25 protein-coding genes are annotated in these 24,437 nt (G+C 52.0%); 19 read left to right on the top strand and 6 right to left on the bottom strand.

The genetic code is table 11. The features are described 5' to 3' along the window. Positions 1 to 69: 69 nt before the first annotated feature. The 4 genes from P8H26_RS07780 to P8H26_RS07765 all read left to right on the top strand — a co-directional run bounded on the left by P8H26_RS07780 (position 70) and on the right by P8H26_RS07765 (position 3,306). Positions 70 to 504, top strand: coding sequence for an RT0821/Lpp0805 family surface protein (locus P8H26_RS07780; protein ID WP_308446658.1), 435 nt, complete (start codon positions 70 to 72; stop codon positions 502 to 504). 252 nt (positions 505 to 756) lie between these two features. Beyond that, positions 757 to 1,668 carry a DnaJ C-terminal domain-containing protein gene (locus tag P8H26_RS07775; RefSeq protein WP_289632367.1) on the top strand — a complete coding sequence of 304 codons (912 nt, stop codon included), beginning with the start codon at positions 757 to 759 and terminating at the stop codon, positions 1,666 to 1,668. 209 nt (positions 1,669 to 1,877) lie between these two features. Next, on the top strand, positions 1,878 to 2,696 hold the full coding sequence (gene fabI, locus P8H26_RS07770; protein WP_289632366.1) for an enoyl-ACP reductase FabI: 819 nt from the start codon (positions 1,878 to 1,880) through the stop codon (positions 2,694 to 2,696). A gap of 10 nt (positions 2,697 to 2,706) precedes the next feature. Then, the gene (locus tag P8H26_RS07765) at positions 2,707 to 3,306 is read left to right on the top strand and encodes a histidine phosphatase family protein (RefSeq protein ID WP_289632365.1); all 600 of its coding nucleotides are present in this window, start codon (positions 2,707 to 2,709) and stop codon (positions 3,304 to 3,306) included. Between the two features lie 52 nt (positions 3,307 to 3,358). Here the strand turns inward: P8H26_RS07765 and P8H26_RS07760 are convergent, their stop codons facing one another. Next, the gene (locus tag P8H26_RS07760) at positions 3,359 to 3,616 is read right to left on the bottom strand and encodes a DUF1344 domain-containing protein (RefSeq protein WP_289632364.1); all 258 of its coding nucleotides are present in this window, start codon (positions 3,614 to 3,616) and stop codon (positions 3,359 to 3,361) included. Between the two features lie 275 nt (positions 3,617 to 3,891). On the opposite strand from P8H26_RS07760, the gene aroC reads away from it, so the two are divergent. From aroC to P8H26_RS07740, 4 genes are all read left to right on the top strand, one after another. After that, positions 3,892 to 4,983: a chorismate synthase gene (aroC, locus tag P8H26_RS07755; protein WP_289632363.1), complete on the top strand. Its 1,092-nt coding sequence runs from the start codon at positions 3,892 to 3,894 to the stop codon at positions 4,981 to 4,983. Positions 4,984 to 5,160: 177 nt separating this feature from the next. Beyond that, a complete protein-coding gene (ribB, locus tag P8H26_RS07750; protein WP_289632362.1) occupies positions 5,161 to 6,270 on the top strand; it encodes a 3,4-dihydroxy-2-butanone-4-phosphate synthase in 1,110 nt (369 codons plus the stop codon). 41 nt (positions 6,271 to 6,311) lie between these two features. Beyond that, the gene (locus P8H26_RS07745) at positions 6,312 to 7,274 is read left to right on the top strand and encodes a histone deacetylase family protein (RefSeq protein ID WP_289632361.1); all 963 of its coding nucleotides are present in this window, start codon (positions 6,312 to 6,314) and stop codon (positions 7,272 to 7,274) included. Positions 7,275 to 7,278: 4 nt separating this feature from the next. Next, entirely contained in the window at positions 7,279 to 7,548 is a 270-nt protein-coding gene (locus tag P8H26_RS07740; protein ID WP_289632360.1) for an exodeoxyribonuclease VII small subunit, read from the top strand. Between the two features lie 80 nt (positions 7,549 to 7,628). On the opposite strand, the gene P8H26_RS07735 is transcribed toward P8H26_RS07740, so the two are convergent. Both P8H26_RS07735 and P8H26_RS07730 read right to left on the bottom strand, forming a co-directional pair. Next, complete coding sequence (locus P8H26_RS07735; protein WP_289632359.1) at positions 7,629 to 8,126, bottom strand: DedA family protein; 498 nt, start codon at positions 8,124 to 8,126, stop codon at positions 7,629 to 7,631. A gap of 21 nt (positions 8,127 to 8,147) precedes the next feature. After that, positions 8,148 to 8,408, bottom strand: a complete 261-nt coding sequence (locus P8H26_RS07730) for a GlsB/YeaQ/YmgE family stress response membrane protein (protein ID WP_289632358.1) — start codon at positions 8,406 to 8,408, stop codon at positions 8,148 to 8,150. Positions 8,409 to 8,652: 244 nt separating this feature from the next. Here P8H26_RS07730 and P8H26_RS07725 point away from each other — a divergent pair, with 244 nt between their 5' ends. The 5 genes from P8H26_RS07725 to P8H26_RS07705 all read left to right on the top strand — a co-directional run bounded on the left by P8H26_RS07725 (position 8,653) and on the right by P8H26_RS07705 (position 14,705). Further along, on the top strand, positions 8,653 to 9,306 hold the full coding sequence (locus P8H26_RS07725; RefSeq protein WP_289632357.1) for a YidB family protein: 654 nt from the start codon (positions 8,653 to 8,655) through the stop codon (positions 9,304 to 9,306). Positions 9,307 to 9,535: 229 nt separating this feature from the next. Next, complete coding sequence (locus tag P8H26_RS07720; RefSeq protein ID WP_289632356.1) at positions 9,536 to 10,471, top strand: pirin family protein; 936 nt, start codon at positions 9,536 to 9,538, stop codon at positions 10,469 to 10,471. Between the two features lie 103 nt (positions 10,472 to 10,574). Continuing rightward, positions 10,575 to 12,515 carry a 1-deoxy-D-xylulose-5-phosphate synthase gene (gene dxs / locus P8H26_RS07715; RefSeq protein ID WP_289632355.1) on the top strand — a complete coding sequence of 647 codons (1,941 nt, stop codon included), beginning with the start codon at positions 10,575 to 10,577 and terminating at the stop codon, positions 12,513 to 12,515. A gap of 181 nt (positions 12,516 to 12,696) precedes the next feature. Continuing rightward, a complete protein-coding gene (locus P8H26_RS07710) occupies positions 12,697 to 13,476 on the top strand; it encodes a TlyA family RNA methyltransferase (protein ID WP_289632354.1) in 780 nt (259 codons plus the stop codon). Then, the gene (locus P8H26_RS07705; protein ID WP_289632353.1) at positions 13,476 to 14,705 is read left to right on the top strand and encodes a class I SAM-dependent RNA methyltransferase; all 1,230 of its coding nucleotides are present in this window, start codon (positions 13,476 to 13,478) and stop codon (positions 14,703 to 14,705) included. Before P8H26_RS07710 ends, P8H26_RS07705 begins: the two co-directional genes overlap by 1 nt. Positions 14,706 to 14,723: 18 nt before the next feature. Here the strand turns inward: P8H26_RS07705 and P8H26_RS07700 are convergent, their stop codons facing one another. The 3 genes from P8H26_RS07700 to P8H26_RS07690 form a co-directional block, all read right to left on the bottom strand. After that, a complete protein-coding gene (locus P8H26_RS07700; RefSeq protein ID WP_289632352.1) occupies positions 14,724 to 15,470 on the bottom strand; it encodes an SDR family oxidoreductase in 747 nt (248 codons plus the stop codon). Positions 15,471 to 15,472: 2 nt separating this feature from the next. Continuing rightward, complete coding sequence (gene tldD, locus P8H26_RS07695) at positions 15,473 to 16,912, bottom strand: metalloprotease TldD (RefSeq protein WP_289632351.1); 1,440 nt, start codon at positions 16,910 to 16,912, stop codon at positions 15,473 to 15,475. Between the two features lie 157 nt (positions 16,913 to 17,069). Beyond that, positions 17,070 to 17,636, bottom strand: coding sequence for an invasion associated locus B family protein (locus tag P8H26_RS07690; protein WP_289632350.1), 567 nt, complete (start codon positions 17,634 to 17,636; stop codon positions 17,070 to 17,072). 847 nt (positions 17,637 to 18,483) lie between these two features. Between P8H26_RS07690 and coxB the strand changes: the two genes are divergently transcribed. The 6 genes from coxB to P8H26_RS07660 all read left to right on the top strand — a co-directional run bounded on the left by coxB (position 18,484) and on the right by P8H26_RS07660 (position 24,417). Next, the gene (coxB, locus tag P8H26_RS07685; RefSeq protein WP_289632458.1) at positions 18,484 to 19,368 is read left to right on the top strand and encodes a cytochrome c oxidase subunit II; all 885 of its coding nucleotides are present in this window, start codon (positions 18,484 to 18,486) and stop codon (positions 19,366 to 19,368) included. 187 nt (positions 19,369 to 19,555) lie between these two features. After that, complete coding sequence (ctaD, locus tag P8H26_RS07680; protein ID WP_289632349.1) at positions 19,556 to 21,244, top strand: cytochrome c oxidase subunit I; 1,689 nt, start codon at positions 19,556 to 19,558, stop codon at positions 21,242 to 21,244. Positions 21,245 to 21,479: 235 nt separating this feature from the next. Then, positions 21,480 to 22,433 carry a heme o synthase gene (gene cyoE, locus P8H26_RS07675; RefSeq protein WP_289632348.1) on the top strand — a complete coding sequence of 318 codons (954 nt, stop codon included), beginning with the start codon at positions 21,480 to 21,482 and terminating at the stop codon, positions 22,431 to 22,433. A 2-nt stretch (positions 22,434 to 22,435) separates the two neighbouring features. After that, positions 22,436 to 22,612, top strand: a complete 177-nt coding sequence (locus P8H26_RS07670) for a hypothetical protein (RefSeq protein WP_289632347.1) — start codon at positions 22,436 to 22,438, stop codon at positions 22,610 to 22,612. Between the two features lie 44 nt (positions 22,613 to 22,656). Then, the gene (locus P8H26_RS07665) at positions 22,657 to 23,334 is read left to right on the top strand and encodes a cytochrome c oxidase assembly protein (RefSeq protein WP_289632346.1); all 678 of its coding nucleotides are present in this window, start codon (positions 22,657 to 22,659) and stop codon (positions 23,332 to 23,334) included. 204 nt (positions 23,335 to 23,538) lie between these two features. Then, positions 23,539 to 24,417, top strand: coding sequence for a cytochrome c oxidase subunit 3 (locus tag P8H26_RS07660; protein ID WP_289632345.1), 879 nt, complete (start codon positions 23,539 to 23,541; stop codon positions 24,415 to 24,417). Positions 24,418 to 24,437: the final 20 nt, after the last annotated feature.

Below are 24,437 nucleotides of genomic sequence, written 5' to 3'. Positions count from 1 at the left end.
TGTCAGGAAGATCATTTGTTACTCAACAGAACGACTACACAAAATCAGGAAAGCCACTTGCTGCAATCAATGCAGGGTGTTTTCTGCCGGTTTCTGCTGGTCGTTTGCACGGTTTCTGTCTTGTCTGGCTGTGCAATGTCGGGTTTCGATCTTGAAAAGGCCGTTCCGGATAAAAATAGCATTACCGGTTCGGTGGCGCAGCCGCAACCGGTTGAAGCGGCGGAAGCCAGCGACACGAGTAAATTGTCCGATCAGAATACGATCCGCAACGTGGTGTCTGCACTGAATTTTACCCAATGGGGCAAAACACCGATTCCCTGGGCAAATCCGGATACCGGCAGTCAGGGAACCATAACCACGGTTGCTGAGAAAAAAACGAATGAAGTGCTGTGCCGTGAGTTTGAAACATCACGCGAAGCATTTGACGGGGCTGCGATTTATCGCGGGCAAGCCTGTATGGCGCAGGGCGGCAGCTGGGCATTGACCTCTTTCGCGCCGATTTAACTCTCAGAATATAGCTAACTCCTCTGTTTTTATGGATTTATTGCTATAAATGCTGCGGGACTTCTGGAAAATGCCCGCGTCCATACGCATATTGCAATTAAAACTTATGCCGTATTTGCGCGGCTTGTTTGTTCTGAGCGTACGGGTGTATTGCTTTTAACAGCGGGCAAATATTGCGGAATGCGGTATGACAGTCAGAGAGTTACAGGTGATTCCCGCATGTTCGGGTCACCGCAGCCATGAAGGAATACTATGCGCGATCCCTATAGCGTATTGGGCGTCGCTAAAACGGCGAAGCCTGAGGAAATAAAATCTGCTTTTCGTAAACTGGCCAAGAAATATCACCCTGATCAGAATCAGGATGATCCGAAGGCACAGGAAAAATTTGCCGAGATTAATCAGGCTTATGAAATCGTCGGAGACAAAGACAAGCGCGGCCAGTTCGACCGTGGTGAAATTGATGCCGAGGGTAAGCCTGCATTTCAGGGGTATGGCGGTCAGGGTGGCGGATTTCAGGGTGACCCGTTTGCCGGTTTCCGTCGCGGCGGCCAATCCGGCGGCGGCGGTTTTCAGCAAGGCGGATTTGAAGGCGCTGAAGATATTCTGAGCAGCATTTTCGGCAATGGTTTTGGCGCAGGTGCTAACCGCGCACGCAGCCGTGCACCGTCAAAAGCGCCGGATCTGAAAGCATCTATTTCTGTGTCCCTTGAACAGGCCGCAGGCGCTGAAAAAGTTGAGGCGGTTTTTCCGAACGGTAAGAAACTGTCGATCAAGCTGCCAAAATACGTTGAGGATGGTCAGACAATCCGCCTGAAAGGGCAGGGCGAGAGCATTCCTGGCGCTGTTGACGGCGATGCATTGGTGACAATCAACTTTAAGAAGCATCCCCGCTTCCGTCAGGAAGGCCGCGATCTGCATCTTGATTTACCAGTGCCTCTGAGTGATGCCGTATTAGGCGCGCGAGCCGAAGTGGAAACACTGAGCGGACGTGTTGCCGTGCGCATTCCGGCATGGTCCAGTTCGGATAAAATCCTGCGTCTGAAGGGCAAAGGCCTGCCGAATAAAGAGGGCGATGCAGCGGATTTATTCGTCCATATTCGGATAATGCTGCCGGAAAACGGTGATGAAGAACTCGAATCATTCCTGCGCTCAAGGGCAGGTTAAACGGAATTGCAGGCGGTTTTCCGCCTGCAAGCGATGCTTTGCACAGTGGGCAAAAATCGTTACATATTAGAAACAGCCTAGTGCTATCTGCATTAAAATGCCTGCTTTCAAGGGGATGGACGACTTATTTTGCCGTCCTTGCTTGAAGCTGTTGCTGTGCTGTGCGATAGGCAGCTATTCAGATTATGTTTTTTTATGAGGTATGGTGAATGACCACCAAATCCGGTTTGTTGCAGGGAAAACGCGGGCTGATCTTGGGTCTGGCCAATAATCGTTCAATCGCCTGGGGTATTGCCAAGTCCGCACGGGATGCCGGCGCGGAGATTGCTTTAACCTATCAGGGCGAAGCGATGAAGAAGCGCGTCGAGCCGCTGGCGGCTGAACTGGACGCGCTGGTATGCGGCCATTGCGATGTGACTGATGACGCTTCTATGGATGCAGTTTTTGCATTGATCGAAGAAAAATGGGGCAAGCTGGACTTTCTGGTTCATGCGATCGGTTTCTCTGATAAGGATGAACTGACAGGCCGTTATCTTGATACATCGGCAGCTAACTTCTCCAACACTATGTTGATCTCGGTTTATTCCTTTACAGCGCTTGCCAAGCGTGCGGAAAAACTGATGACAGATGGCGGTTCGATGCTGACGCTCACCTATTATGGTGCGGAAAAAGTGATGCCGAACTATAATGTGATGGGCGTTGCTAAAGCGGCACTTGAAGCCAGCGTTAAATATCTGGCCGTTGATCTCGGCCCGCAGAATATCCGCGTTAATGCGATTTCCGCTGGTCCGATCAAGACGCTTGCGGCCTCGGGTATCGGCGATTTCCGCTATATTCTGAAATGGAACGAGTATAACGCACCGCTGCGCCGTACCGTAAGCATTGAAGAAGTTGGCGATTCCGGTCTGTATTTCCTTTCTGACCTGTCCCGCTCTGTCACAGGTGAAGTTCACCACGTGGACAGCGGCTATCATACAATCGGTATGAAGGCTGTGGATGCGCCGGATATTTCGGTTATCAAAGACTAAGGCGACAGAGATGACACGGGAAATCATTTACTTCTCGCGTCATGGCGAGACGGATTGGAATGTCTCGCAGCGTGTGCAGGGGCAGATGGACATTGATATCAATGCTCATGGCCGCACACAGGCTGATCGCAACGGCGATATGCTGAAGTCGCTGATCGGTAAAGCAGAGGGGTTTGATTTTGTTGCAAGCCCTCTGCGCCGTACCCGCGAGACTATGGAACGCATTCGCACCCGTATGGGGCTTGACCCGCTTGCCTACCGCACTGACCCTCTTTTGATGGAAGTGCATTTCGGCGACTGGCAAGGCCACATGATGGAAGAGTTTGAGGCTGCCGGTGTTGGCAGTCCCGGCCTGTTGAAGCAGCGCGAGAGCGATAAGTGGAATTTTGTTCCGCCGGGTGTCCATGCCGAGAGCTATATGATTCTCTCAAAGCGTATCGCCCGATGGCTTGAAACGGTTCAGGAAAAAACTGTCTGTGTAACCCACGGCGGTTGTATCCGCACTTTATTTTACCTGATTGAGGGGATGAGCGGACAGGATGCAGCGCATCTTTCTGTACCGCAGGATAAGCTGCTAAAGCTTGAGAATAATCATCTTGAATGGGTTTGAATAAACAAAAAGCGCCGTAAGGCGCTTTTTTTATTGCAGAATTTAAAAAGGCTTATGCGCCGTCTGCTTCGTCAATATTGCTGATATAGCGCACATTATCGACCAGATCATAGGTCACGATAACTTTCATACCTTTTTCGATGGCGCTGTAATCAAACTCCCCCGGCAAGCGGTAGTCTTTGCCGTTATCAAGCGTAATTGTTTCTGCATCTTCATTGATCTTGGTGATTTTGCCTTCGGCATCGTCTGCCAGAGCTGTGCCTGCAAAAATTGGTGCCAGTAACAACGTGAGGACGGCCAGAATACGCATGAGAAATCCTTCGCGGGGTTAATTTCAGAGAGCAATCCGATAATCTTAAACAGTTTTCGGATTGAATGTGCCCGGATCAAAAATTGCAAGGCAATTATGGCATTAGAACGGCCTGTCGCTGTGATAATCCTCAGTGGTCAACAATATTATCCGATGTGCTTTTTTGTACTCCGGCTTTTCTGTCGTTTGACCACAGACCAAAAGCTGAATAGAAACATTGTACGAAACTGAATTACAGTGAACCGTACAAGGTCGGTTCAATCTTGGGGTTTTCTATGTCGCATAACAGCTTTGGCCATCTTTTCCGCGTGACCACCTGGGGCGAGAGCCACGGGCCGGCGCTGGGCTGTATTATTGATGGCTGCCCTCCGGGCATCCGGTTTACTGAAGCTGAAATTCAGACCTATCTCGATAAGCGTAAACCAGGTCAGTCAAAATATACCACGCAGCGCCGCGAGCCGGATCAGGTGCGGGTCTTGTCTGGTGTTCTGACCGGTGAAGACGGTGTGATGACCACGACCGGCACACCAATCTCGATGATGATTGAGAATGTTGATCAGCGCTCAAAAGATTATGGTGAAATTGCCCGCCAGTACCGTCCGGGTCATGCGGATTATGCCTATGATGTGAAATACGGTCTGCGCGATTATCGCGGGGGTGGCCGTTCCTCTGCGCGTGAAACCGCTGCCCGCGTGGCTGCCGGTGCTATTGCCCGCAAAGTGGTGCCTGGTTTGAAAATTCGTGCTGCTTTGGTTGGCATGGGTATTCACAAAATCGACCGCTCCCGCTGGGACTGGGCGGAAGTTGATAATAACCCGTTTTTCACACCGGATGCAGGCTCTGTGGAACTGTTCGCCGGTTATCTCGATGGCATCCGTAAAAGCGGTTCTTCCATCGGCGCGGTGATCGAGGTTGTGGCAGAAGGTGTGCCTGCCGGTATCGGCGCGCCGCTTTATGCCAAGCTCGATCAGGATATCGCTTCTAACCTGATGTCTATTCCGGCTGTTAAAGGCGTTGAAATCGGCAATGGCTTTGAGGCAGCGATGCTGACCGGTGAGCAGAATGCGGATGAAATGCGCATTGATGCCGATGGTAATCCGGTCTTCCTGTCGAATAATGCCGGTGGTATTCTTGGTGGTATCGCAACCGGTGCACCGATTGTTGCCCGTTTTGCAGTGAAGCCGACCTCATCCATTCTCACCACACGTCGCTCGATCGATGTGGATAAGAATGAAGTGGATGTGATGACCAAAGGCCGTCACGATCCGTGCGTTGGTATTCGTGCAGTGCCGATTGGCGAGGCGATGCTCGCCTGCGCGATTGCGGATCATTATTTGCGTCACCGCGGCCAGACTGGCCGCGTCTGATAACCATGGGGCCAGACTGGCCGCGTCTGATAACCATGGGGCCAGACTGGCCGCGTCTGATAACCATGGGGCTAGACTGGCCGCGTCTGATAACCGTGGGACCAGATGGTCGCGTTTAATAACCATGAGTTTGACAGGCTGTGCCTGAAAGTCGTCCGTAAGATTATGGAGTGAAGCATGAGCTATAATCAGAAGCAGGTTGTTGATGCACTTCGCGCCTTTGAGCGTGGTGAAATCGTTGTGGTTATGGACGATGACGGGCGGGAAAACGAAGGCGATCTGATTGTGGCTGCTGTGCATTGCACGTCAGAAAAGATGGCCTTTATCGTGCGCCATACCTCCGGTATCGTTTGCACACCGATGCCGAAGGAAGAGGCGCGACGTCTTAATCTGACGGCGATGGTTGCAGAAAATGATGCGCCGCATTCGACCGCTTTCACCATTACTGTTGATTACAAACATGGCACAACCACCGGTATTTCGGCAGATGACCGCACGCTAACCGTGCGTAATCTGGCAAATCCGAATGCGGGCCCTGCAGATTTTGTGCGTCCGGGACATATTTTCCCGCTGGTGGCACGTGAGGGCGGGGTGCTGATGCGCTCCGGTCATACAGAAGCCGCAGTGGATCTCTGTAAGCTCGCCAATCTGCCTCCGGTTGGCGTGATTTGTGAACTGGTTAACGATGATGGTTCCGTCATGCGCGGCCCGCAGGTGACAGAATTTGCCGAGCAGCATGGTTTGCACCGTATTACTGTGGCCGATCTGATTGCCTATCGCCAGCGTAAGGAAACGCTGATTGTGCGTATGGGCGAGGCTGAAGTGGAAACGCTTGCCGGTAAAGCTCGCGCTTATACCTATCAGCTGCCTTGGGAGCCGATGCAGCATGTGGCGCTGGTTTTCGGTGATATCCGCGATGGTGAAGATGTGCCGGTAAGGTTGCATCGCGAAGATGTGCTGGCGGATACATTCGGTGCGACGTGCAGCATGGATGGTGTGATGAAGCGCATGGCTGCTGAAAAGCGCGGCGTGCTGGTTTATCTGCGTGAAGGCTCTGTCGGTGTGCGGGCAACGGATACATCGCGCCGCCATACCGATGCGACACATACCCGTGAAGAGCATACAGAAGCGAAAGCCCGCGATGAAGAATGGCGGCAGATCGGTTTGGGAGCACAGATCTTAAAAGATCTGGGCATCAGTTCTATCCGCCTGCTGGCCTCGAAAGAGCGTCATTATGTAGGGCTGGAAGGCTTTGGCATTTCCATTCTTAAAACTGAAATCTTGTAATTTTATTCTGCCGTCCGGTCAGGACGCAGGTACAGGATAGTATGGCAACAAGGCTTTATTCGCATCCGGTCTTTCTTGAGCATCTCACGCCTGCCGGTCATCCTGAACGGCCGGATCGGCTGCGTGCTTTGTTTAGTGTGCTTGAGGGCTATGATTATTACGCGCTGGATCAGGTAGAGGCGCCTGTGGCCGATGAGCAGGCTTTGGAGCTGGTGCATCCGGGGGACTATCTGCGCCGGATCAAAGCACACATTCCCGATCCGCTTGATGAAGATCAGCTGGCTTCCGGTATCGCACAGCCGATTGTGAATGTCGGGCAGGATACTTATGTCAGCCCGCAGAGCTGGCAGGCTGTTTTAACGGCAACCGGCGCGGCATTGGCCGCAGTCGAGGATGTGTTCAAGGGGCAGGCGGATAATGTCTTTATCGCCGCTCGCCCTCCCGGTCATCATGCAACCACAGACACAGCTATGGGCTTTTGCATTGCCAATACGGCAGCAATTGCCGCGCGTTATGCCCAAAGCCATTTTGGAGCGGAGCGTGTGGCGATCATTGACTGGGATGTGCATCACGGCAATGGCACGCAGGATATTTTCGCTGAAGATAGGTCGGTTCTGTTTTGCTCGACCCATCAGGCGCAGCTTTATCCGGGCACAGGCCTGCTAAAAGAAACCGGTGTCGGTAATATTGTTAATGCACCTCTGTCGGCAGGCAGCGGCAGTCAGGAGTTTCGTGAGGCGTTTTCAACCCGTGTATTACCTGCATTAGATCATTTCCGGCCGGATCTGATTTTAATTTCTGCGGGTTTCGACGGACATTATCTTGACCCATTGGCTCAACTTAATTTAACTGAGGCCGACTTTGATTGGGCAACAGGGCAAGTGATGGAACGGGCCGACCGGTTTTGCAATAACCGGCTGATCAGTTTTCTTGAAGGCGGATATGATTTGCAGGGCTTGTCCTTTTCCGCCGCAGCGCATATTACGCGTTTGATGAAAGGATAAATTCATGACCGAGCTGAACACCACCGGACAGACCTCCAATGACGACATCGCTGTGATGAGCTTTGAGCAGGCGCTCAAACAGCTTGAAACCATTGTTGATGATCTGGAGCGCGGTGATGTGCCTCTGGAAAAATCTATCCTGATTTATGAACGCGGTGAAGCACTGAAAAATCACTGTGAAAAACTGCTGCAATCGGCAGAAGATAAAGTTGAGAAAATCAAGCTCAACCGTGACGGCCAACCAGCAGGCACCGAGCCGCTTGATCCTGAGTGATTGTCAGGCAATGAACCGAATGGAGGCCCCGCACTGTCGGGGCTTTTTTATCGCGCTACGTTGCTTCTCAGGCCTTGTCTCTAAAGCAGTTTTTTAAACAAGCCGCTGAAATAATAGGGGCCGGCTCCCCAGACCAGAGTCCACAGGGCAGCGCCAATAATATTGGCGGAGACAAATTTGAGCCAGTGCATTTTCAGTGCACCTGCCATGATCCCGTTCAGCTGCCGGAGAATGGCAAAGAAGCGGGCAGTGATGACAATGCCGCTGCCGTATTTTTCAAACAGGGTTTCAAATTTTCCCAGCCGTTCGGGCGTTAGTTTTATATAAGGACCGAAGCGCAGCAAAATCTTACGCCCGCCGAAATGACCGATCAGATAGCCCGTACTGTCCCCGAGAATAGCTCCCAGAAAAACGGCCAACAGCAACGCCGGTAAAGATAATTCGCCCTGTTGTGCCAGCAGTGAAGCGGCAATAACAAGCGTTTCTCCCGGTACCGGCGCACCGAAGCTCTCAAAATAGATAATGATGAACAGGGCAATTGAGCCATATGCGGCAATATATGGCTCTATCCAGTGCATTGTGCTGCCTGTTGCGGATGATTAGCGAAGCTGCTTTTTACCGCTGACTGCGTGATAGAGAAACAGCACCACAACCGCACCGATAACAGAGACGATTAGGCTGTAAATATTCAGACCTGTAACGCCTGCCGCTCCGAAGAAATTGAAAATAACACCGCCGATAACCGCGCCGACAATGCCGAGGACAATATCCATCAGCATGCCCTGACCGCTTTTATTGACGATTTTGCTGCCGATAAAACCGGCAATGAGACCGAGAATAATCCAGCTGATAACAGACATTATATTTTCTCCGTGTCACAAAGCATTATGCAATCAGGCGCAGCACCTGATGTCTGCAATAATGCGAAAATCCCGAAAACAGGGCGGACAGCGCCTGTAAAATTAAACGCAGCCCGCTCTGGAAACTGTGCAAAACGCTCCCATATCATTGCAGACTTGGCAAGTGACAAACTTGCCAACTGAATATTTTTACGCGATGTTGTTAAGTAACCGGCATTTTCAGCAGGTTTGGAGGAAGTATTCGATGGGCATTTTTAATGGTGATAGTTCTAATGAGCCGGTTCCGGGTGGCAGCCTGACCAAGCCGGTCTTGATTGCACTTGGTGCTTTGCTTGTCGGGCGTATGTTCAGCGGTAAATCCGATGATCAGGAACAGCCTCAGGTGAACGCTCCGGATCAGGCTGCATCGGGCGGTGGTCTCGGCGATCTGCTGGGCAGTGTTTTCGGTGGTGGACAATCTGGCAATGCGCAGGCGGGTAGCCCGCAGACAGATGCGCAGGCCGGTGGCCTTGGTGGCCTCGGCAGTGTTCTTGGCGGTTTGCTAGGCGGTGTTCTGGGTGGGACAGCCGCAGGACAAGCCGGACAGACTGGCGGTAGCAGCGGTGGTGGCCTTGGTGGCGGTTTGGGCGGCTTGCTTGAACAGCTCACACAAGCCGGTCATGCCGACAAGGTCGACAGCTGGGTCGGTACCGGCAATAACGCTCCGATTGAGCCGGATCAGCTTGGCAATGCCATTGGCAAAAACACAATCTCAGATATTGCCCGTCAGGCGGGTGTAAATGAGCAGGATTTGCTTGCAGAGCTTTCTCAGGCGCTGCCTGGCATCGTCGACAAGCTGACAGCCAACGGTCAGGTGCCGGATATGCAGCAGCTGCTTAAAATGCTTGGCCAGAAATAACAGGCGTTTATATCCGTTCCTGTCTGACTGATTTGTGATGGAATGTCCGGATGTAAAATTCCGGACATTTCTTATTTTATGATATGCTATTTAAAGTACATCCCGAAAATCTGTTGCAGATTTCGGTACGGGATGCGTTTGAAATCCGGTGGATCAACTATTTCAATGGCTTAGGTTAAGCGGAAATGCTTTGGTCTGAGTGTTTCATTGTTTCTGAAAGGACAGATTTGTGAGCTTCTTTCCCGGTCAGGATCCGGTTCCCGGCGATCATCAGTCAATTGATGCAATTGAAACGCTGATTATTCCGCGCACCAGTGAAGTGGGTGGTTTGCAGGTACGCCGCGCCTTGCCGACCGCGAAGCGCCGTCTTGTCGGGCCTTTCATTTTCTTTGATCGGATGGGACCTGCTTTGTTGCGGGCAGGAGAGGCGCTGGATGTGGCACCGCATCCGCATATCGGGCTTTCAACCGTCACATATTTGTTGGACGGCAATATCCGTCACCGCGATAGTCTGGGCACCGAACAGGTGATCAATCCGGGTGAAGTCAATCTCATGACAGCAGGACGCGGGATCGTTCATTCTGAGCGCACGCCTGAAGAAATGCGCGGGTCACCGCTGGCCATTTCCGGCGTACAGACATGGGTAGCCTTGCCGGAGCGCTCTGAAAATATGGCGCCGGAATTCAGCAACCATACAGTGCAGGAATTGCCGTGGTTGCAAGAAAAAGACTTCCGCATGCGCCTGATGATCGGCGATATGCATGGGCTGAAATCCAATGTGCCAACCTATAGCGAGACACTCTATGCCGATGTGTTTATTGAGGCTGGAGGCAAGTTTCATCTGCCTGCGGTGCAGGAAGAGCGGGCGATTTATATCCTCAGTGGTGCGGTGCGCATTGCCGGAGAGGTTTTCACAGACAACCAGTTGCTGGCCTTCCGGCAGGGCGACGATATGGTGATTGAGGCTGTGCCACAGAATTTTGCCACTGAAGGCGCGCAGATTATGGTCTTCGGTGGCGAGGCGATGGATAGTCGTCGCTATATCTGGTGGAACTTTGTTTCATCATCAAAAGAACGTATTGAACAGGCAAAAGAAGAATGGCGCAGCCGTCGCTTTGATATTGTACCAGGCGATGCGGAAGAGTTTATACCGCTGCCTGAATAAATATTTGAAATAGCTGATTGCAAAAGACAGACGAATGGGTTTCAAACCTGTTGAAATTTCAGACTGACATTTATCCGCTATCCTGAATAATAAGGTTTTCCCAATGACCGGTTTTGATAACAAGTTGCACACGCCGTTGCTGGATCAGGTGCATTTGCCGGAAGATTTGCGAAAACTCACACCTGCGCAATTGCCAGAACTAGCTGATGAATTGCGCGCTGATCTGATTGATGTGGTGTCGCGCACGGGTGGTCATCTTGGTTCAAGCCTTGGTGTGGTCGAACTCACTGTGGCGCTGCATTATCTGTTCGATACGCCGAATGACCGTCTGATCTGGGATGTAGGTCACCAAACCTATCCGCATAAAATTCTGACCGGACGCCGCGAGCGTATGCCGACCATTCGTCAGGAGGGTGGTCTGTCCGGTTTCACAAAACGTGCTGAAAGCGAATATGACGATTTCGGCACCGGCCATGCGTCCACCTCGATTTCCGCCGGTCTTGGCATGTCTGTGGCCAGCGAACTCAAAGGCGAAAAACGCAATGTGATTGCGGTGATCGGTGATGGCTCTATGTCTGCCGGTATGGCCTATGAGGCGATGAATAATGCCGGTGCGCTGGATGCGCGTCTGATCGTTATTCTCAACGATAATGATATGTCGATTGCACCGCCGACCGGCGCGATGAGCGCCTATCTGGCGCGTCTGGTATCCGGCCCGACCTATCGTAATTTGCGTGAAGCGGCCAAGCAGATCAGCAAAAAACTGCCGAAATTCTTTCAGGATAAAGCCCGCAAAACGGAAGAATTTGCCCGTGGGTTCTGGGCTGGCGGCACAATGTTTGAAGAACTCGGCATGTATTATGTCGGCCCTGTAGACGGGCATAATCTCGATCATCTTCTGCCGGTGCTGACAAATATCCGCGATAATGTTGAGGGGCCGGTGCTGGTGCATGTGGTGACCCAGAAGGGTAAGGGTTATCCGCCTGCGGAAGCGGCAGCCGATAAATATCACGGCGTCAATAAATTCGATGTCATTACCGGCAAACAGTCGAAGCCACCTGCAAATGCGCCAAGCTATACAAAAGTTTTCGCCAATGCGCTGATTGAAGAAGCGCACCACGACGAAAAGGTTGTGGCGGTGACTGCGGCTATGCCGGACGGCACGGGTCTTAATCTGTTTGGTCAGGCGTTTCCGAAGCGCACTTTCGATGTGGGCATAGCAGAGCAACATGCGGTGACTTTTGCTGCCGGTCTGGCTTCAGAAGGGTTGAAGCCGTTTGCAGCGATTTACTCCACCTTCCTGCAACGCGCCTATGATCAGGTCGTGCATGATGTGGCGATCCAGCATCTGCCGGTACGCTTTGCCATTGACCGTGCCGGTGTGGTTGGTGCGGATGGTGCCACGCATGCGGGGAGTTTCGACACAGCTTTCCTGAGTAATTTGCCGGGCTTTGTGGTCATGGCCGCTTCGGATGAAGCGGAGCTGGTACATATGGTGCGCACGGCTGCCGAATATGGGGAAGGGCCGATCTCGTTCCGTTATCCGCGCGGTGATGGTGTGGGTGTTGATCTGCCGGAGCGCGGTAGCATTCTGGAAATTGGTAAGGGCCGTATTGTCCGCGAAGGCAGCAAGATTGCGATCCTGAGCTTTGGTGCGCGTTTGCAGGAATGTCTTGCTGCTGCCGATGATCTGGATGCAGCCGGTCTTTCTACCACTGTTGCCGATGCGCGTTTTGCCAAACCGCTGGATCATGATCTGATCCGACGTCTGGCTAAAGAGCATCAGGTATTGCTCACCATTGAAGAAGGTGCAGCCGGTGGCTTCGGTGCGCATGTGCTACATTTCCTGAGTAATGAAGGTGCGCTGGATCATGGTTTGCGTGTTCGCACACTGACCTTGCCCGATGCATTTATGGACCATGCCAAGCCCGAGGCAATGTATGCCCGTGCAGGTTTGGATAGCGCAGGCATCGTGCGGGCGGCCTTTGCAGCCCTTGGTCGCGATGTGCTGACCGGTGAAGCAGGCGGTGGGCTGCGCGCATAAAGCAGTTTCAGGAAAAGTGGAAACCGCCTTCGCGGAGAAATCAGTCCACTGGACTGATTTCTTATCCCGCTTCGATCCGTTCGAAACTGCGATAAGGTAAAAAATAATATTAGAGCGCATCTGAATAGATGCGCTCTAATTACACCTTGTGTTCAGGCGCTGTCTCATTCATTGAGGCAGCATGAGTGAAAATACAGATAAGATACGCCTCGATCAGGCGCTGGTGGAGCGCGGGCTGTTTGCCTCGCGCTCGCGTGCCCGCGATGCGGTGGCACGCGGTACCGTGCGCGTGAATGGTCAGGTGGTCACCAAAGCCGGTCAGAACGTGACGGCGCAGGCAGAGCTCGCTGTGGATGATCCTGCGAGCCGTTTTGTCTCCCGTGCGGCACTAAAACTGACTGCGGCGCTTGATCATTTCGGTTTTGATGTGACAGGTAAAACAGCGCTGGATATTGGTGCTTCTACCGGCGGTTTCACACAAGTGCTGCTGGAACGCGGAGCAGAGCATGTGATTTGCGTTGATGTTGGCCATGATCAGTTGCATGAGACCTTGCGCGGCGATAAACGCGTTACAAATCTCGAAGGGCTGAATGCCCGCGTGCTGGATGCAAGCCATTTGCAGGGACGCGATGTTGAGATTGTTGTTTCGGATGTCAGTTTTATCTCATTAAAACTGGCATTGCCCAATGCGCTTGATCTTTGTGCTGATGGTGGTTGGTGCCTGTTGCTGGTCAAGCCGCAATTCGAGGCAGGGCGCGAAGCGATTGGCAAAGGCGGCATTCTCAAAGACCCGTCACAGGGCGAAAAGATTGCACTGGATTTGCAAGGCTGGCTCAATGAGCAGTCGGGCTGGCAGGCTTTAGGATTTTGTGCCTCACCGATTACTGGCGGTGATGGCAATCAGGAATATATTTTGGCAGGCAAAAAGAACAAGATTGCCGCCGTGAAGGACGATGTTTGATGAGTTTGCGAGTTACAATCAACGCAATGGGTGCAGGTGGCGATGGCGTGGCGCAATTGCCTGATGGACAGGTTTTTGTACCTTTTACGCTACCGGGCGAGGTTGCCAATGTGGCACGGGATAAGAACCGTGCGAGCTTGGTGGCATTGCTGGAACCGTCTGCCCAGCGTGTTGAGCCGTCTTGCAAGCATTTTGAGGATTGCGGCGGTTGCGCATTACAGCATTGGGAAATGTCGGCCTATCAGGCATGGAAACGCTCATTGGTTGCAGCCAGTCTTGATGGCCGCGGGCTGAAATATGAGCTTGAGCCGTTGGTGCCATGTGCACAACAAAGCCGCCGCCGTGCGACCTTTGCCATTCGCAAAACCGAAGCCGGTTTGCTGCTTGGCTTTAACCGTCATCAGAGCCATGAGCTGATCAATATTTCTGAATGTGCAGTGACGGTTCCGGCAATTATCTCCCGTCTGGACGATCTGCGCAAAGTCGCCATTCATCTGGCCGATGGCGCAAAACCGTTCAAACTGACAGTCACGGACACAGAGTCAGGCCTTGATCTGGCGGCAAGTGGCTGCCCGACACCGGGTGATGCGGCGCGCCGTATTTTGACGCCGATGATGATGGAGCTGGGCTTTGCCCGTCTCAGTGTGGACGGCGAGATTATTCTGGAGCCGAAAAAACCGCTGATTACCTTTGGTAAAGTGCCGGTGAATATCCCTTCCGGTAGTTTCTTGCAGGCAACGATTGAGGCCGAAGAGGCAATGGTTGCACTGGTGCTGGGACATTTCAAAAAGGTCAAAAAAGCTGTGGACTTGTTCTGTGGTGTTGGCACTTTTGCGCTGCGCATGGCTGAAACCATGGCGGTTCATGCGGTGGAAAATGATGCACCGGCGCTGGCTGCACTGGATCGCGGTATCCGCTATGTGCAAGGGCTTAAACCCGTCACCCATGAGCGGCGCGATCTGTTCCGCCGCCCGATCCTCTATAAGGATCTCAATGCCTATCAGGGTGTGGTTTTCGATCCGCCACGTGCGGGTGCCGAAGAGCAGGTGACGCAGCTTGCAAAATCATCGGTGCCAAAAGTTGCTGCAGTTTCTTGTAATCCGGTGACGCTGGCGCGCGATCTCGCCATTCTGGTCAAGGGTGGTTACAAGATCGATAAGGTTATTCCTGTCGATCAGTTCCTGTGGTCATCCCATGTGGAAACCGTGGCGCTGCTCTCGAAGAAGTAATCAGGAGAGGGCGGGTGTTCAGCCGAACAGCCCGCCTTCATCCGTATCAATAGTCATATTCAGCGTAATATGGCGTGGTCGGGTGACTGCAAACATCACCGCCTCACAAACATCACGATTGGTTGCCCGCTCACCTTTGGTGCGATCTGGTATGGCATCCCATTCCGCATCAGCTGGTGAAATATCATCCAAGTATGGCGGATGCACACAGAGTGAGCGCACAGGCGTGCCGCGCAGCATTTGCTGCAAGCCTGTTGCCAGCGCTGCCTGCGCATGTTTGGCTGCATAAAACGGCACAGACACACTATGCAGTGGCGCGTTCAGTAATGCGCTGATCGAGCCGATGGTCACAATATCCGGTCTGGATGAGCATTTCAGCTGTGGCAGCAGCCCTTGCGTAAACAGAAAACTTCCGGTGATCGCGGCATTGATGGTGCCGAAGACTTCCTGCTCACTGTGCGGTTCATCGCTGGCTTCCAGCCACATCGCACCATTATTAATCAGCAGATCAATGACTTCATAGCGCTCGGTAATCTGCGCAATAGCATGATTGATGCTCGCATTATCAGCCAGATCAACAACGACCTGATCAGGTCTCTCACCTGTGCGTTGCTCAATCTGGTTAGTCACAGTCGAGAGCGCGGCCTTATTGCGGGCACATAAGATAATTTTGCAACCGGCATCGGCAAGTGTCATTGCCAATGCCGCACCAAGACCACGGCCGGAACCGGTGATAACGGCAGTCAAACCATTCAGATTTTTCATGCTCAAACAGCCGTGCCACCGACAGTCATCTGATCCATACGCAGATGCGGTTGTCCAACACCGACCGGCACCCATTGGCCGCCTTTGCCGCAATTGCCGGAACCATTGTCCAGCTTGCTGTCATTCCCGATCATCGATACGCGCTGCATCGCATCTGGGCCATTGCCGATCAGCATCGCACCTTTGACCGGCGCGCCGATTTTGCCGTCTTCGATCATATAGGCTTCGGTGCAGCCAAACACGAACTTGCCGGAGGTGATATCCACCTGACCGCCGCCGAAAGACACGGCATAGATGCCTTTCTTGACGGAAGCGATAATTTCTTCCGGTGTTTTGTCTCCGGAGAGCATCATCGTATTGGTCATGCGCGGCATCGGCGCATGGGCATAGGATTCACGACGGCCATTGCCTGTTGGGTTCATGCCCATGAGGCGTGCATTCTGGCGATCCTGCATGTAATTGACCAGCTTGCCATCCTCAATCAGAACGGTGGAGTTGGTTGGCGTGCCCTCATCATCAATGGTCAGCGAACCACGGCGATCGGCAATGGTGCCGTCATCAACCACAGTCACGCCCTTGGAGGCGACCTGCTGTCCCATGAGGCCTGCAAAAGCCGAGAGCTTTTTACGGTTGAAGTCACCTTCAAGGCCGTGACCAACCGCTTCATGCAGCATCACGCCCGGCCAGCCATTGGATAGCACAATATCAAATGTGCCGGCAGGCGCGGGAATGGCTTCGAGATTAACCAGTGCCTGACGCAGCGCTTCATCGGCGGCATGCTGCCATGCTCCGGTGGCAATAAAATCGTCAAACAGCGTGCGTGCGCCCATAGAATAGGAGCCGGATTCCTGCCTGTCACCCTGACCGGCCATAACGGATACCGAGAGCCTGACCATAGGGCGGATATCGCGCACAAAATAACCGTCTGCACGCAAAATCTCTACCTGCTGCCATGAGCCGCTGATGCTCACGCTAACCTGTCGCACTTTGGTATCTTTGGCACGCAGATAACCGTCAATCTGCTGTAGCAATACGACTTTTTCGTCAAATGTCGGCGTGCCGAGCGGGTTGATATCTGTGTAGAGGCGGCGGTTTGTGCCTGCCGGTGCCGCGCTGTAACTAGCGGAATGACCACGGGAAATTGCAGAGGCCGCATCGGCTGCACGACGCAATGCGCTATGGGTCATTTCGCCGGAATGTGCATAGCCCACAGCTTCACCGGCAACGGAGCGCAGACCAAAACCTTGCCCCTGATTGTAGGAACCGTTTTTCAGGCGGCCATCATCAAAGGCCAAGGATTCAGATTCTGCATATTCCAGATAAAGTTCGCCGTCATCACTGCTTTGCAATGACTGGGATACCAGTTTTTCAACCTGATCCCGACTGATATCAAATTCATCAATCAGGCTTCTGGAGATGGTGTTCCCGTTGGCAATGGTCATGAAAATACTCCGGAATAACGGCGGCGTCCTGCGTCAGACAAATAATTATTTTCTGTATATGGCGAGTTTGGTACGGCTGGGCAAGCAGAGCAGGCAGATAAAATAAAAACGCCGCCGTCAGATTATGAGCGGCGGCGTTTTAATAAGGTTTAAAAACTTATGGCAGCTTGTTGAAGCCGTCGCTGAAGCCCTGCAATTCAACAGGAATACCAACGCCTTCTTCCGGTGTCTGGAACACGATGAAAGTCGCCGCCTGGCCTTTGCGGAATGTGTCGATCAGCGCGTCATCAAGGATAACTTCCGCATAGCAGCCGTCTTCAAAGCAGCGAACGAAATAGGCGCGACCGATATCTTTGCCGTCAACATTCAGGCCAAGACCGTTTGGCAGCAATACGCCGAGCGGAGCCAGCACACGCAGGATGCGCGCTTTGTTATCGGCGGTCTTGAGCACAACAACGGAGAGGCCGAGTTCAGGGCGGTCAGCTGCAATCACATTCTGGATCAGCGCGCATTGCTCGGTTTTTGCACCGGCTGGCTTGTCACACAAGATCGACCATGCACCATGCTGCGAACGCAATGTACCGTTTTTTTGTGTTGCGCCAGGGGTTTGGCTCTGAGGTTGCGGGGCTGCCTGCGCAAGAGCCGCAGACGCTGATAAGGCCATCAGGCCTGCACCGAGCAGAGCAGCAGCAAGTTTACGGCTAACAGAGGTGAATTGGCGCATAGTGTGATACCTTTAGCGGCTCGGCAAACATTCGCGGCGCGCGGCCGTAAATGCCTTTTGAAAGCAGTTATAAAGCGGGAAACTTCCTTTTTTCCGGAGACCGGCAAATCAGAAAGCGATGCTTTGCATTCTGTGTACATGATAATGGCTGAATTTGAACCTGATAAGGTAAAGTTTTGGTATAAATCAGATTGTAAACAGCATTCTCATAAGGTTTGGGGGCTACATTCGTGTGGTTGTCACGGCTCGCCCGCAGGGCTCGTTGTTTTTGTGAGCGGTAAAGATGGCTCGAATATGTTGAAATATGCGCTGCGATTGCGTGGCGTATCTCGGCTCTCTAATATTCGGCTTCACTTGATTTGGATCAATGTAATTAAGTCGGCTTTGTGAATTGATTCTCTTGATGAAAGCGAAAATAAGGCTTCTCATGATGGGGCGGCGACGGGCTGTGTGCCGGATAAATGCCACATCGTTAGTGAGAAATTGTTGTGCAGTCGAGGTCTGTTTTTTCGGTTTTTGATTTTTAGTGCCTCATCAACCTATTGATTTCAATAGAATATATTTTTTGAGATTGTAGTTTTTACAGCGGGTGACAATGATTTTGCAGCGGAAACTTTCAGCGTTTTAAGGTTGTTTTACGCGCAAAAATGCCGCACGGGAAAATCTTCGCCTTCTTTGTTTGGTGCTATAATGTGTTGTCAGTACGGTGGGGGAAGCGGGCGTCGGCTGGGGAAGAGCTATGTCCGCAAATAACCGGCCAATTAACCGGCAAGGCTATAATCGGGAGAAGATGCTGGTGGATAGGATTATTGCCACAAATAAAGCCGTTGCGGGTAAGGGTTCTGCAATGAAAAAACAAATCTTGACTGGAAGTGCAGTGGTTTTCGGCGCTGTATCCGGTCTTTTAGCGTCCGCAGCGGGCGCTCTGGCTGATAAGCCGGTTGACTGGCAGTTGAGCTGGCAGGATGCGGCAACAAAGATTGCAGATCAAATTCACTGGTTTGAGCGCTATTCTTTAATGTTTATTATTCCGGTGACAGTGCTGGTGCTGTTGCTGCTGCTGTGGTGCATTGTTCGTTTTCGTAAGGGCGCCAATCCGGTTGCCTCGAAAACCAGCCATAATACGACAATTGAAGTCATCTGGACCTTGGGGCCGGTGATTATTCTGCTGTTTTTGGCTATTCCGTCTTTCCAGCTTCTGACTGCGCAATATTCTCCGGATGAGCCAAAACTGACTGTTAAAGCAACAGGTTATCAGTGGTACTGGGGTTATGAATATCAGACAGAAGAGCCGCTCTCTTTTGATGCGCTGCTTCTGAAAGACGCAGATCGCGAAGCTGCTGGCAAGCAGGATCTGGCTGCTTATCCTCGTCTTCTGGCGGTTGATAATGAGGTTGTTGTGCCGGTGGATACAACGGTTCGCCTGCTGGTGACAGCTGCGGATGTTATCCATTCATGGGCAATGCCTGCATTCGGCGTCAAGATGGATGGTGTTCCGGGACGCAACAACGAAACCTGGTTTAAAGCTGCCCGTGAGGGTTTGTATTACGGCCAGTGTTCTGAGCTTTGTGGCAAGGATCATGCCTATATGCCGATCGCTGTGCGCGTTGTCTCTCAGGAGCGTTACGATACATGGCTTGCAGCGGCACGCACGGATATAACCGGTGCGAATAAGACGCTGATGGCTGAAATTGAAAATGACAACAAAAGCGTGACTGTTGCCGGAAATTAATAGTCAGCCCGACAAGCGCCATTGTGTTTTTGTCGGGCTGTTATTTCCTGCAAGTCGCGCACCACATGGTCTCTTAAAAATCAAATATGATTTAAGCCTGTGTCTGTGTGGTAGTTCAATATTTTAGAATACCCGTTTTGGTTCTGTGATGAACAGCCGGTATTCTGTTAAGAACGGGAGCAATCTTATGGCTGGCACTACAGCTCACGATACCCGAAAGGGAGCCCCTCATGCGGGGGCGGATGCAGACCACGACGACCACAAGCCACACGGCTGGGTTCGCTGGGTGTATTCGACCAATCACAAAGATATCGGAACACTCTATCTGATTTTTGCGATTATTTCCGGTATCATCGGCGGCGCATTGTCTATTGCAATGCGTGCGGAATTGCAGGAACCAGGTATTCAGATTTTCCACGGTTTGGCTGCTATGGTCTACGGTGTCGAAGGTGACGCCGCGATGGATGCCGGTAAGCACATGTTCAACGTGTTTACCTCTATGCATGCGCTGATCATGATCTTCTTCATGGTTATGCCTGCGCTGATCGGTGGTTTCGCCAACTGGATGGTGCCGCTGATGATCGGTGCGCCGGATATGGCGTTCCCGCGCATGAACAATATTTCATTCTGGCTGTTGCCGCCGGCATTGCTGCTGTTGCTCATCTCTTTCTTCGTGCCGGGACCTGCCGGTGGCTGGGGTGCAGGTGGCGGCTGGACACTGTATCCGCCACTATCCACATCCGGACAACCGGGACCTGCAGTGGATTTTGCGATCCTGTCGATCCATATTTCCGGTGCCTCGTCCATTTTGGGTGCGATCAATTTCATCACCACCATTCTGAATATGCGTGCGCCGGGTATGACCCTGCATAAAATGCCGCTATTTGCATGGTCAGTGCTGGTAACCGCATTCCTGCTGCTGTTGTCATTGCCGGTTCTGGCTGGTGCGATCACCATGCTGCTGACCGATCGTAACTTCGCAACGGCATTCTTTGCGCCTGAAGGCGGCGGCGATCCGATTTTGTACCAGCATCTGTTCTGGTTCTTCGGTCACCCTGAAGTGTATATTCTGATCCTGCCGGGCTTCGGTATTGTCAGCCACGTTATCTCGACTTTCTCCAAGAAGCCGATCTTCGGTTATCTGGGCATGGCCTATGCTATGGTCGCTATCGGTGTGGTCGGCTTTGTAGTCTGGGCGCATCACATGTATACGGTTGGCCTGTCGCTCGATACACAGCGCTATTTCGTGTTTGCTACTATGGTGATTGCGGTGCCGACCGGCATTAAAATCTTCTCGTGGATTGCAACAATGTGGGGCGGTTCGATTGATTTTCGCACACCGATGATCTGGGCAATCGGCTTCATCTTCATGTTCACCGTCGGTGGCATGACCGGTGTTCAGCTGGCCAATGCCGGTCTGGATCGTGCGCTGCATGACACTTACTACGTGGTTGCGCATTTCCATTATGTGCTGTCGCTGGGTGCTGTTTTCGCGATTTTCGCGGGCTGGTATTACTGGTTCCCGAAAATGTTCGGCTACATGTATAATGAGACAATTGGTAAGATCCATTTCTGGCTCACATTTATCGGTGTGAATCTGGTGTTCTTCCCGCAGCATTTCCTTGGTCTTGCCGGTATGCCACGTCGTTACATCGACTATCCGGATGCCTATGCAGGCTGGAACATGGTGTCGTCTTACGGCTCCTATATTTCCGGATTTGCAGTGCTGGTGTTCCTCTATGGCGTGTTCGAAGCTTTCTCTAAAAAACGCGTTGCCGGTGCAAACCCTTGGGGTGATGGTGCAACAACTCTGGAATGGCAGCTGTCTTCACCGCCGCCTTATCACCAGTGGGAACAGCTTCCGCATGTGAAGTAATATAATTCACAGGCGGCGTCAGAAATGTCGCCGCCTGTGATAACTACATGACCTGTAAGACAAAAACAGAAAATCATGATTTATGAAATTTATAAGTGCTGTTCACTTTTCAGCTATCTATGAATTTCCTAAAATATGACGGATGCGTAATACAATTTTTGGGTGTATAGAGACGCCATCACCATTATGGCATCCGGTGCCTGCCGGACAATTTGAATAAGGGCAGATACAGATAATGTCTCTGGTTGAGAAAAATAATATGACCGGCGTGAGCGGACAGGAAATGCAGCTGTCTGAAGCAAGTGCTGCTGATTATATCGCGCTGCTTAAGCCCCGCGTTATGTCTCTGGTTGTGTTTACGGGTTTTGTTGGCTTGATTGTTGCTCCGGGACATATGAATCCGGTTTTGGCAGCGATCGCTATTCTATGTATTGCAATTGGCGGCGGCGCATCCGGTGCGCTGAATATGTGGTATGATGCGGATATTGACCGCATTATGAAACGCACGAAAAACCGGCCGATCCCTGCAGGGCTGATCCGTGAAGAAACAGTGCTGGCCTATGGCATTACACTGTCAGTTTTCTCAGTGATGACACTGGGTTTGCTGGTAAACTGGCTTGCCGGCGCATTGCTGGCCTTTACGATTTTCTTCTACAGTGTTGTCTATACGATCTGGCTGAAACGCTCGACACCGCAGAATATTGTGATCGGCGGCGCGGCGGGTGCCTTCCCTCCGATGATCGGCTGGGCTGCAGCAACGGGTACGATTTCCATTGAAAGTGTCGTGCTGTTCCTAATTATCTTTTTATGGACGCCACCGCATTTCTGGGCTCTGTCACTGTTTACTTCCGGTGACTATGAGGCGGCTAAAATTCCGATGATGCCGAATGTGCGGGGAGAGAAATCAACCCGATTGCAGATCGTTATTTACAGCCTGATTGTCGCGCCTGTTGGTGTGTTGCCTTGGGTTCTGGGTTTCGGCGGGCATGTTTACGGTGTTGTATCCGTCATGCTGGGCGCAATTTTTGTATGGCGTGCGGTGCAGCTCTGGATGGCACCGGAGCATGAGGCGCAGATGCGCGCTGCCCGTGCATTGTTCAAGTTCTCCCTGGTGTATTTGTCAGTGCTGTTTTGTGTGCTGCTTGCCGAGGCGTTGGTTGCAAAAATATTGCCTGTGGTAGGGGGATAATCATGGCTGAGAAATTACCGCATACGGAAATTGAACTGATCTCACAGACAGAAAAGCAGAAAAAAGCGCAGCGCAGCCGGTCAGTGGCGCTGGCACTGGCTTTGGCGGCTTTTGTGTTGATTGTTTATGTTGGTACCTGGGTTAAACTCGGGCCTGAGGTGCTTGTTCGCCCGATGTAATCGCGGACATCAGTGTTTAAAGCTGCGGGGAGGCGGCACAGGCAATGACAGAGAAACCGGAAAGTACAGGAACAGTTCAGCATGATGCACCGGTCGATCCGGCTGCTCAGACTGCGCGCGATCAGCGTTCCAACCGTATTGTTGCTCTATCCTGTGCCAGTTTCTTTGTGGCAATGATCGGCATGGCCTATGCAGCTGTGCCGCTCTACCAGATGTTTTGTCAGGTCACCGGTTATGGCGGCACAACGCAGCGTGTTGAGCAAATGTCGGATACTATTCTGGATCAGACAATCAATGTGCGTTTTGATGCCAATGTTTCGGGCGGGCTGCCTTGGGAGTTTAAGCCGGTGCAGCGTGAAGTTACTGTACGCATCGGTGAAACCACAATCGTCAATTACGAAGCGAAGAACATTTCAGACCGTCCGGCATCGGGACGTGCGACATTCAATGTTTCCCCTGATCTGACCGGCTCTTACTTTAACAAGGTTCAGTGTTTCTGTTTCACAGACACGACACTTGCTGCCGGTGAAACAATGGAAATGCCGGTCATGTTCTTCGTTGATCCGGATATTGTGAAAGAAAAAGACCTCAAGGGTCTGAAGACCATTACACTGTCCTATACATTTTTCCCGCTGGATAAGGAGCCGGTAAGTGAACCGGCCAAGCCGCTTGCCTTACAGGGAAAAGCTGAGACTGTCACGGTGGTGAAACCACAGGGGTAAGTATACCGCGACAACATGCTGCGGTGCGTAAAAAAGCGAACTGCATCAAGACTATGTTCAAGAGGGGCGATGCATCCGGCGCAAGATTAAGAATGCGCATGGAGTGCAAAGTAAAAAATCAGGATGCTGCCGGAGTTTATCCGGGTGCCGCATCAAGAAGGTAAACAGAGGAGCCTTGGGGCATAAACCTTAAGGGGGAATGACATGGCAGACACTCATCAGAAGAACCACGACTACCATATTATAGCGCCTAGTCCGTGGCCGTTTCTGAGCTCGGTTGGTGCGTTTGTGCTTGCCATTGGCGGTATCGCTTATATGCGCTACCTCAATGCAGGTGAGTTGCACCTTTTTGGTATTAATTTTGTAACGCCGTGGGTGTTCTTTATCGGTCTGGCTATCATTCTGTACTGCATGTATGGCTGGTGGTCTGATACGATCCGTGAAGGGAAAGAAGGCCACCATACCCGCGTGGTTTCCATTCACCTGCGTTATGGCATGATCATGTTCATTGCCTCCGAAGTGATGTTCTTCGTGGCATGGTTCTGGGCGTTTTTTGATGCCAGCCTGTTTCCGAATGAAGTGCATCAGGTGATGCGCGCGGAATTCACCGGTGGTCAGTGGCCTCCGAAGGGTATGGAAGTTCTCGATCCTCTGCACCTGCCGCTGTATAACACTGTTATTCTTCTGCTTTCAGGCACAACCCTGACATGGGCACATCATGCTCTGCTGCATAATGACCGCAAAGGTCTTGTGTGGGGACTGGCGCTGACAGTTGTGCTTGGCGTGCTGTTCTCTTTCGTGCAGGCTTATGAATATATCCATGCGCCGTTTGCATTCAAAGATTCCGTTTATGGCGCAACTTTCTTCATGGCTACCGGTTTTCACGGTTTCCACGTTATCGTCGGTACAATCTTTTTGGCCGTTTGTCTGATCCGCTCTATCCGCGGTGATTTCACACCGAAAAACCACTTTGGTCTGGAAGCTGCTGCTTGGTACTGGCATTTTGTGGACGTTGTATGGCTGTTCCTGTTCTTCAGCATTTATGTATGGGGATCATGGGGCGCGCCAATTGCTGTCCATTAATCAGCTGAAGAGCTGTGGCG

This window comes from Pseudochrobactrum sp. sp1633 (genome assembly GCF_030376605.1).
Classification (GTDB): domain Bacteria; phylum Pseudomonadota; class Alphaproteobacteria; order Rhizobiales; family Rhizobiaceae; genus Pseudochrobactrum.
This window is presented reverse-complemented; position numbering and strand designations above follow the sequence as displayed.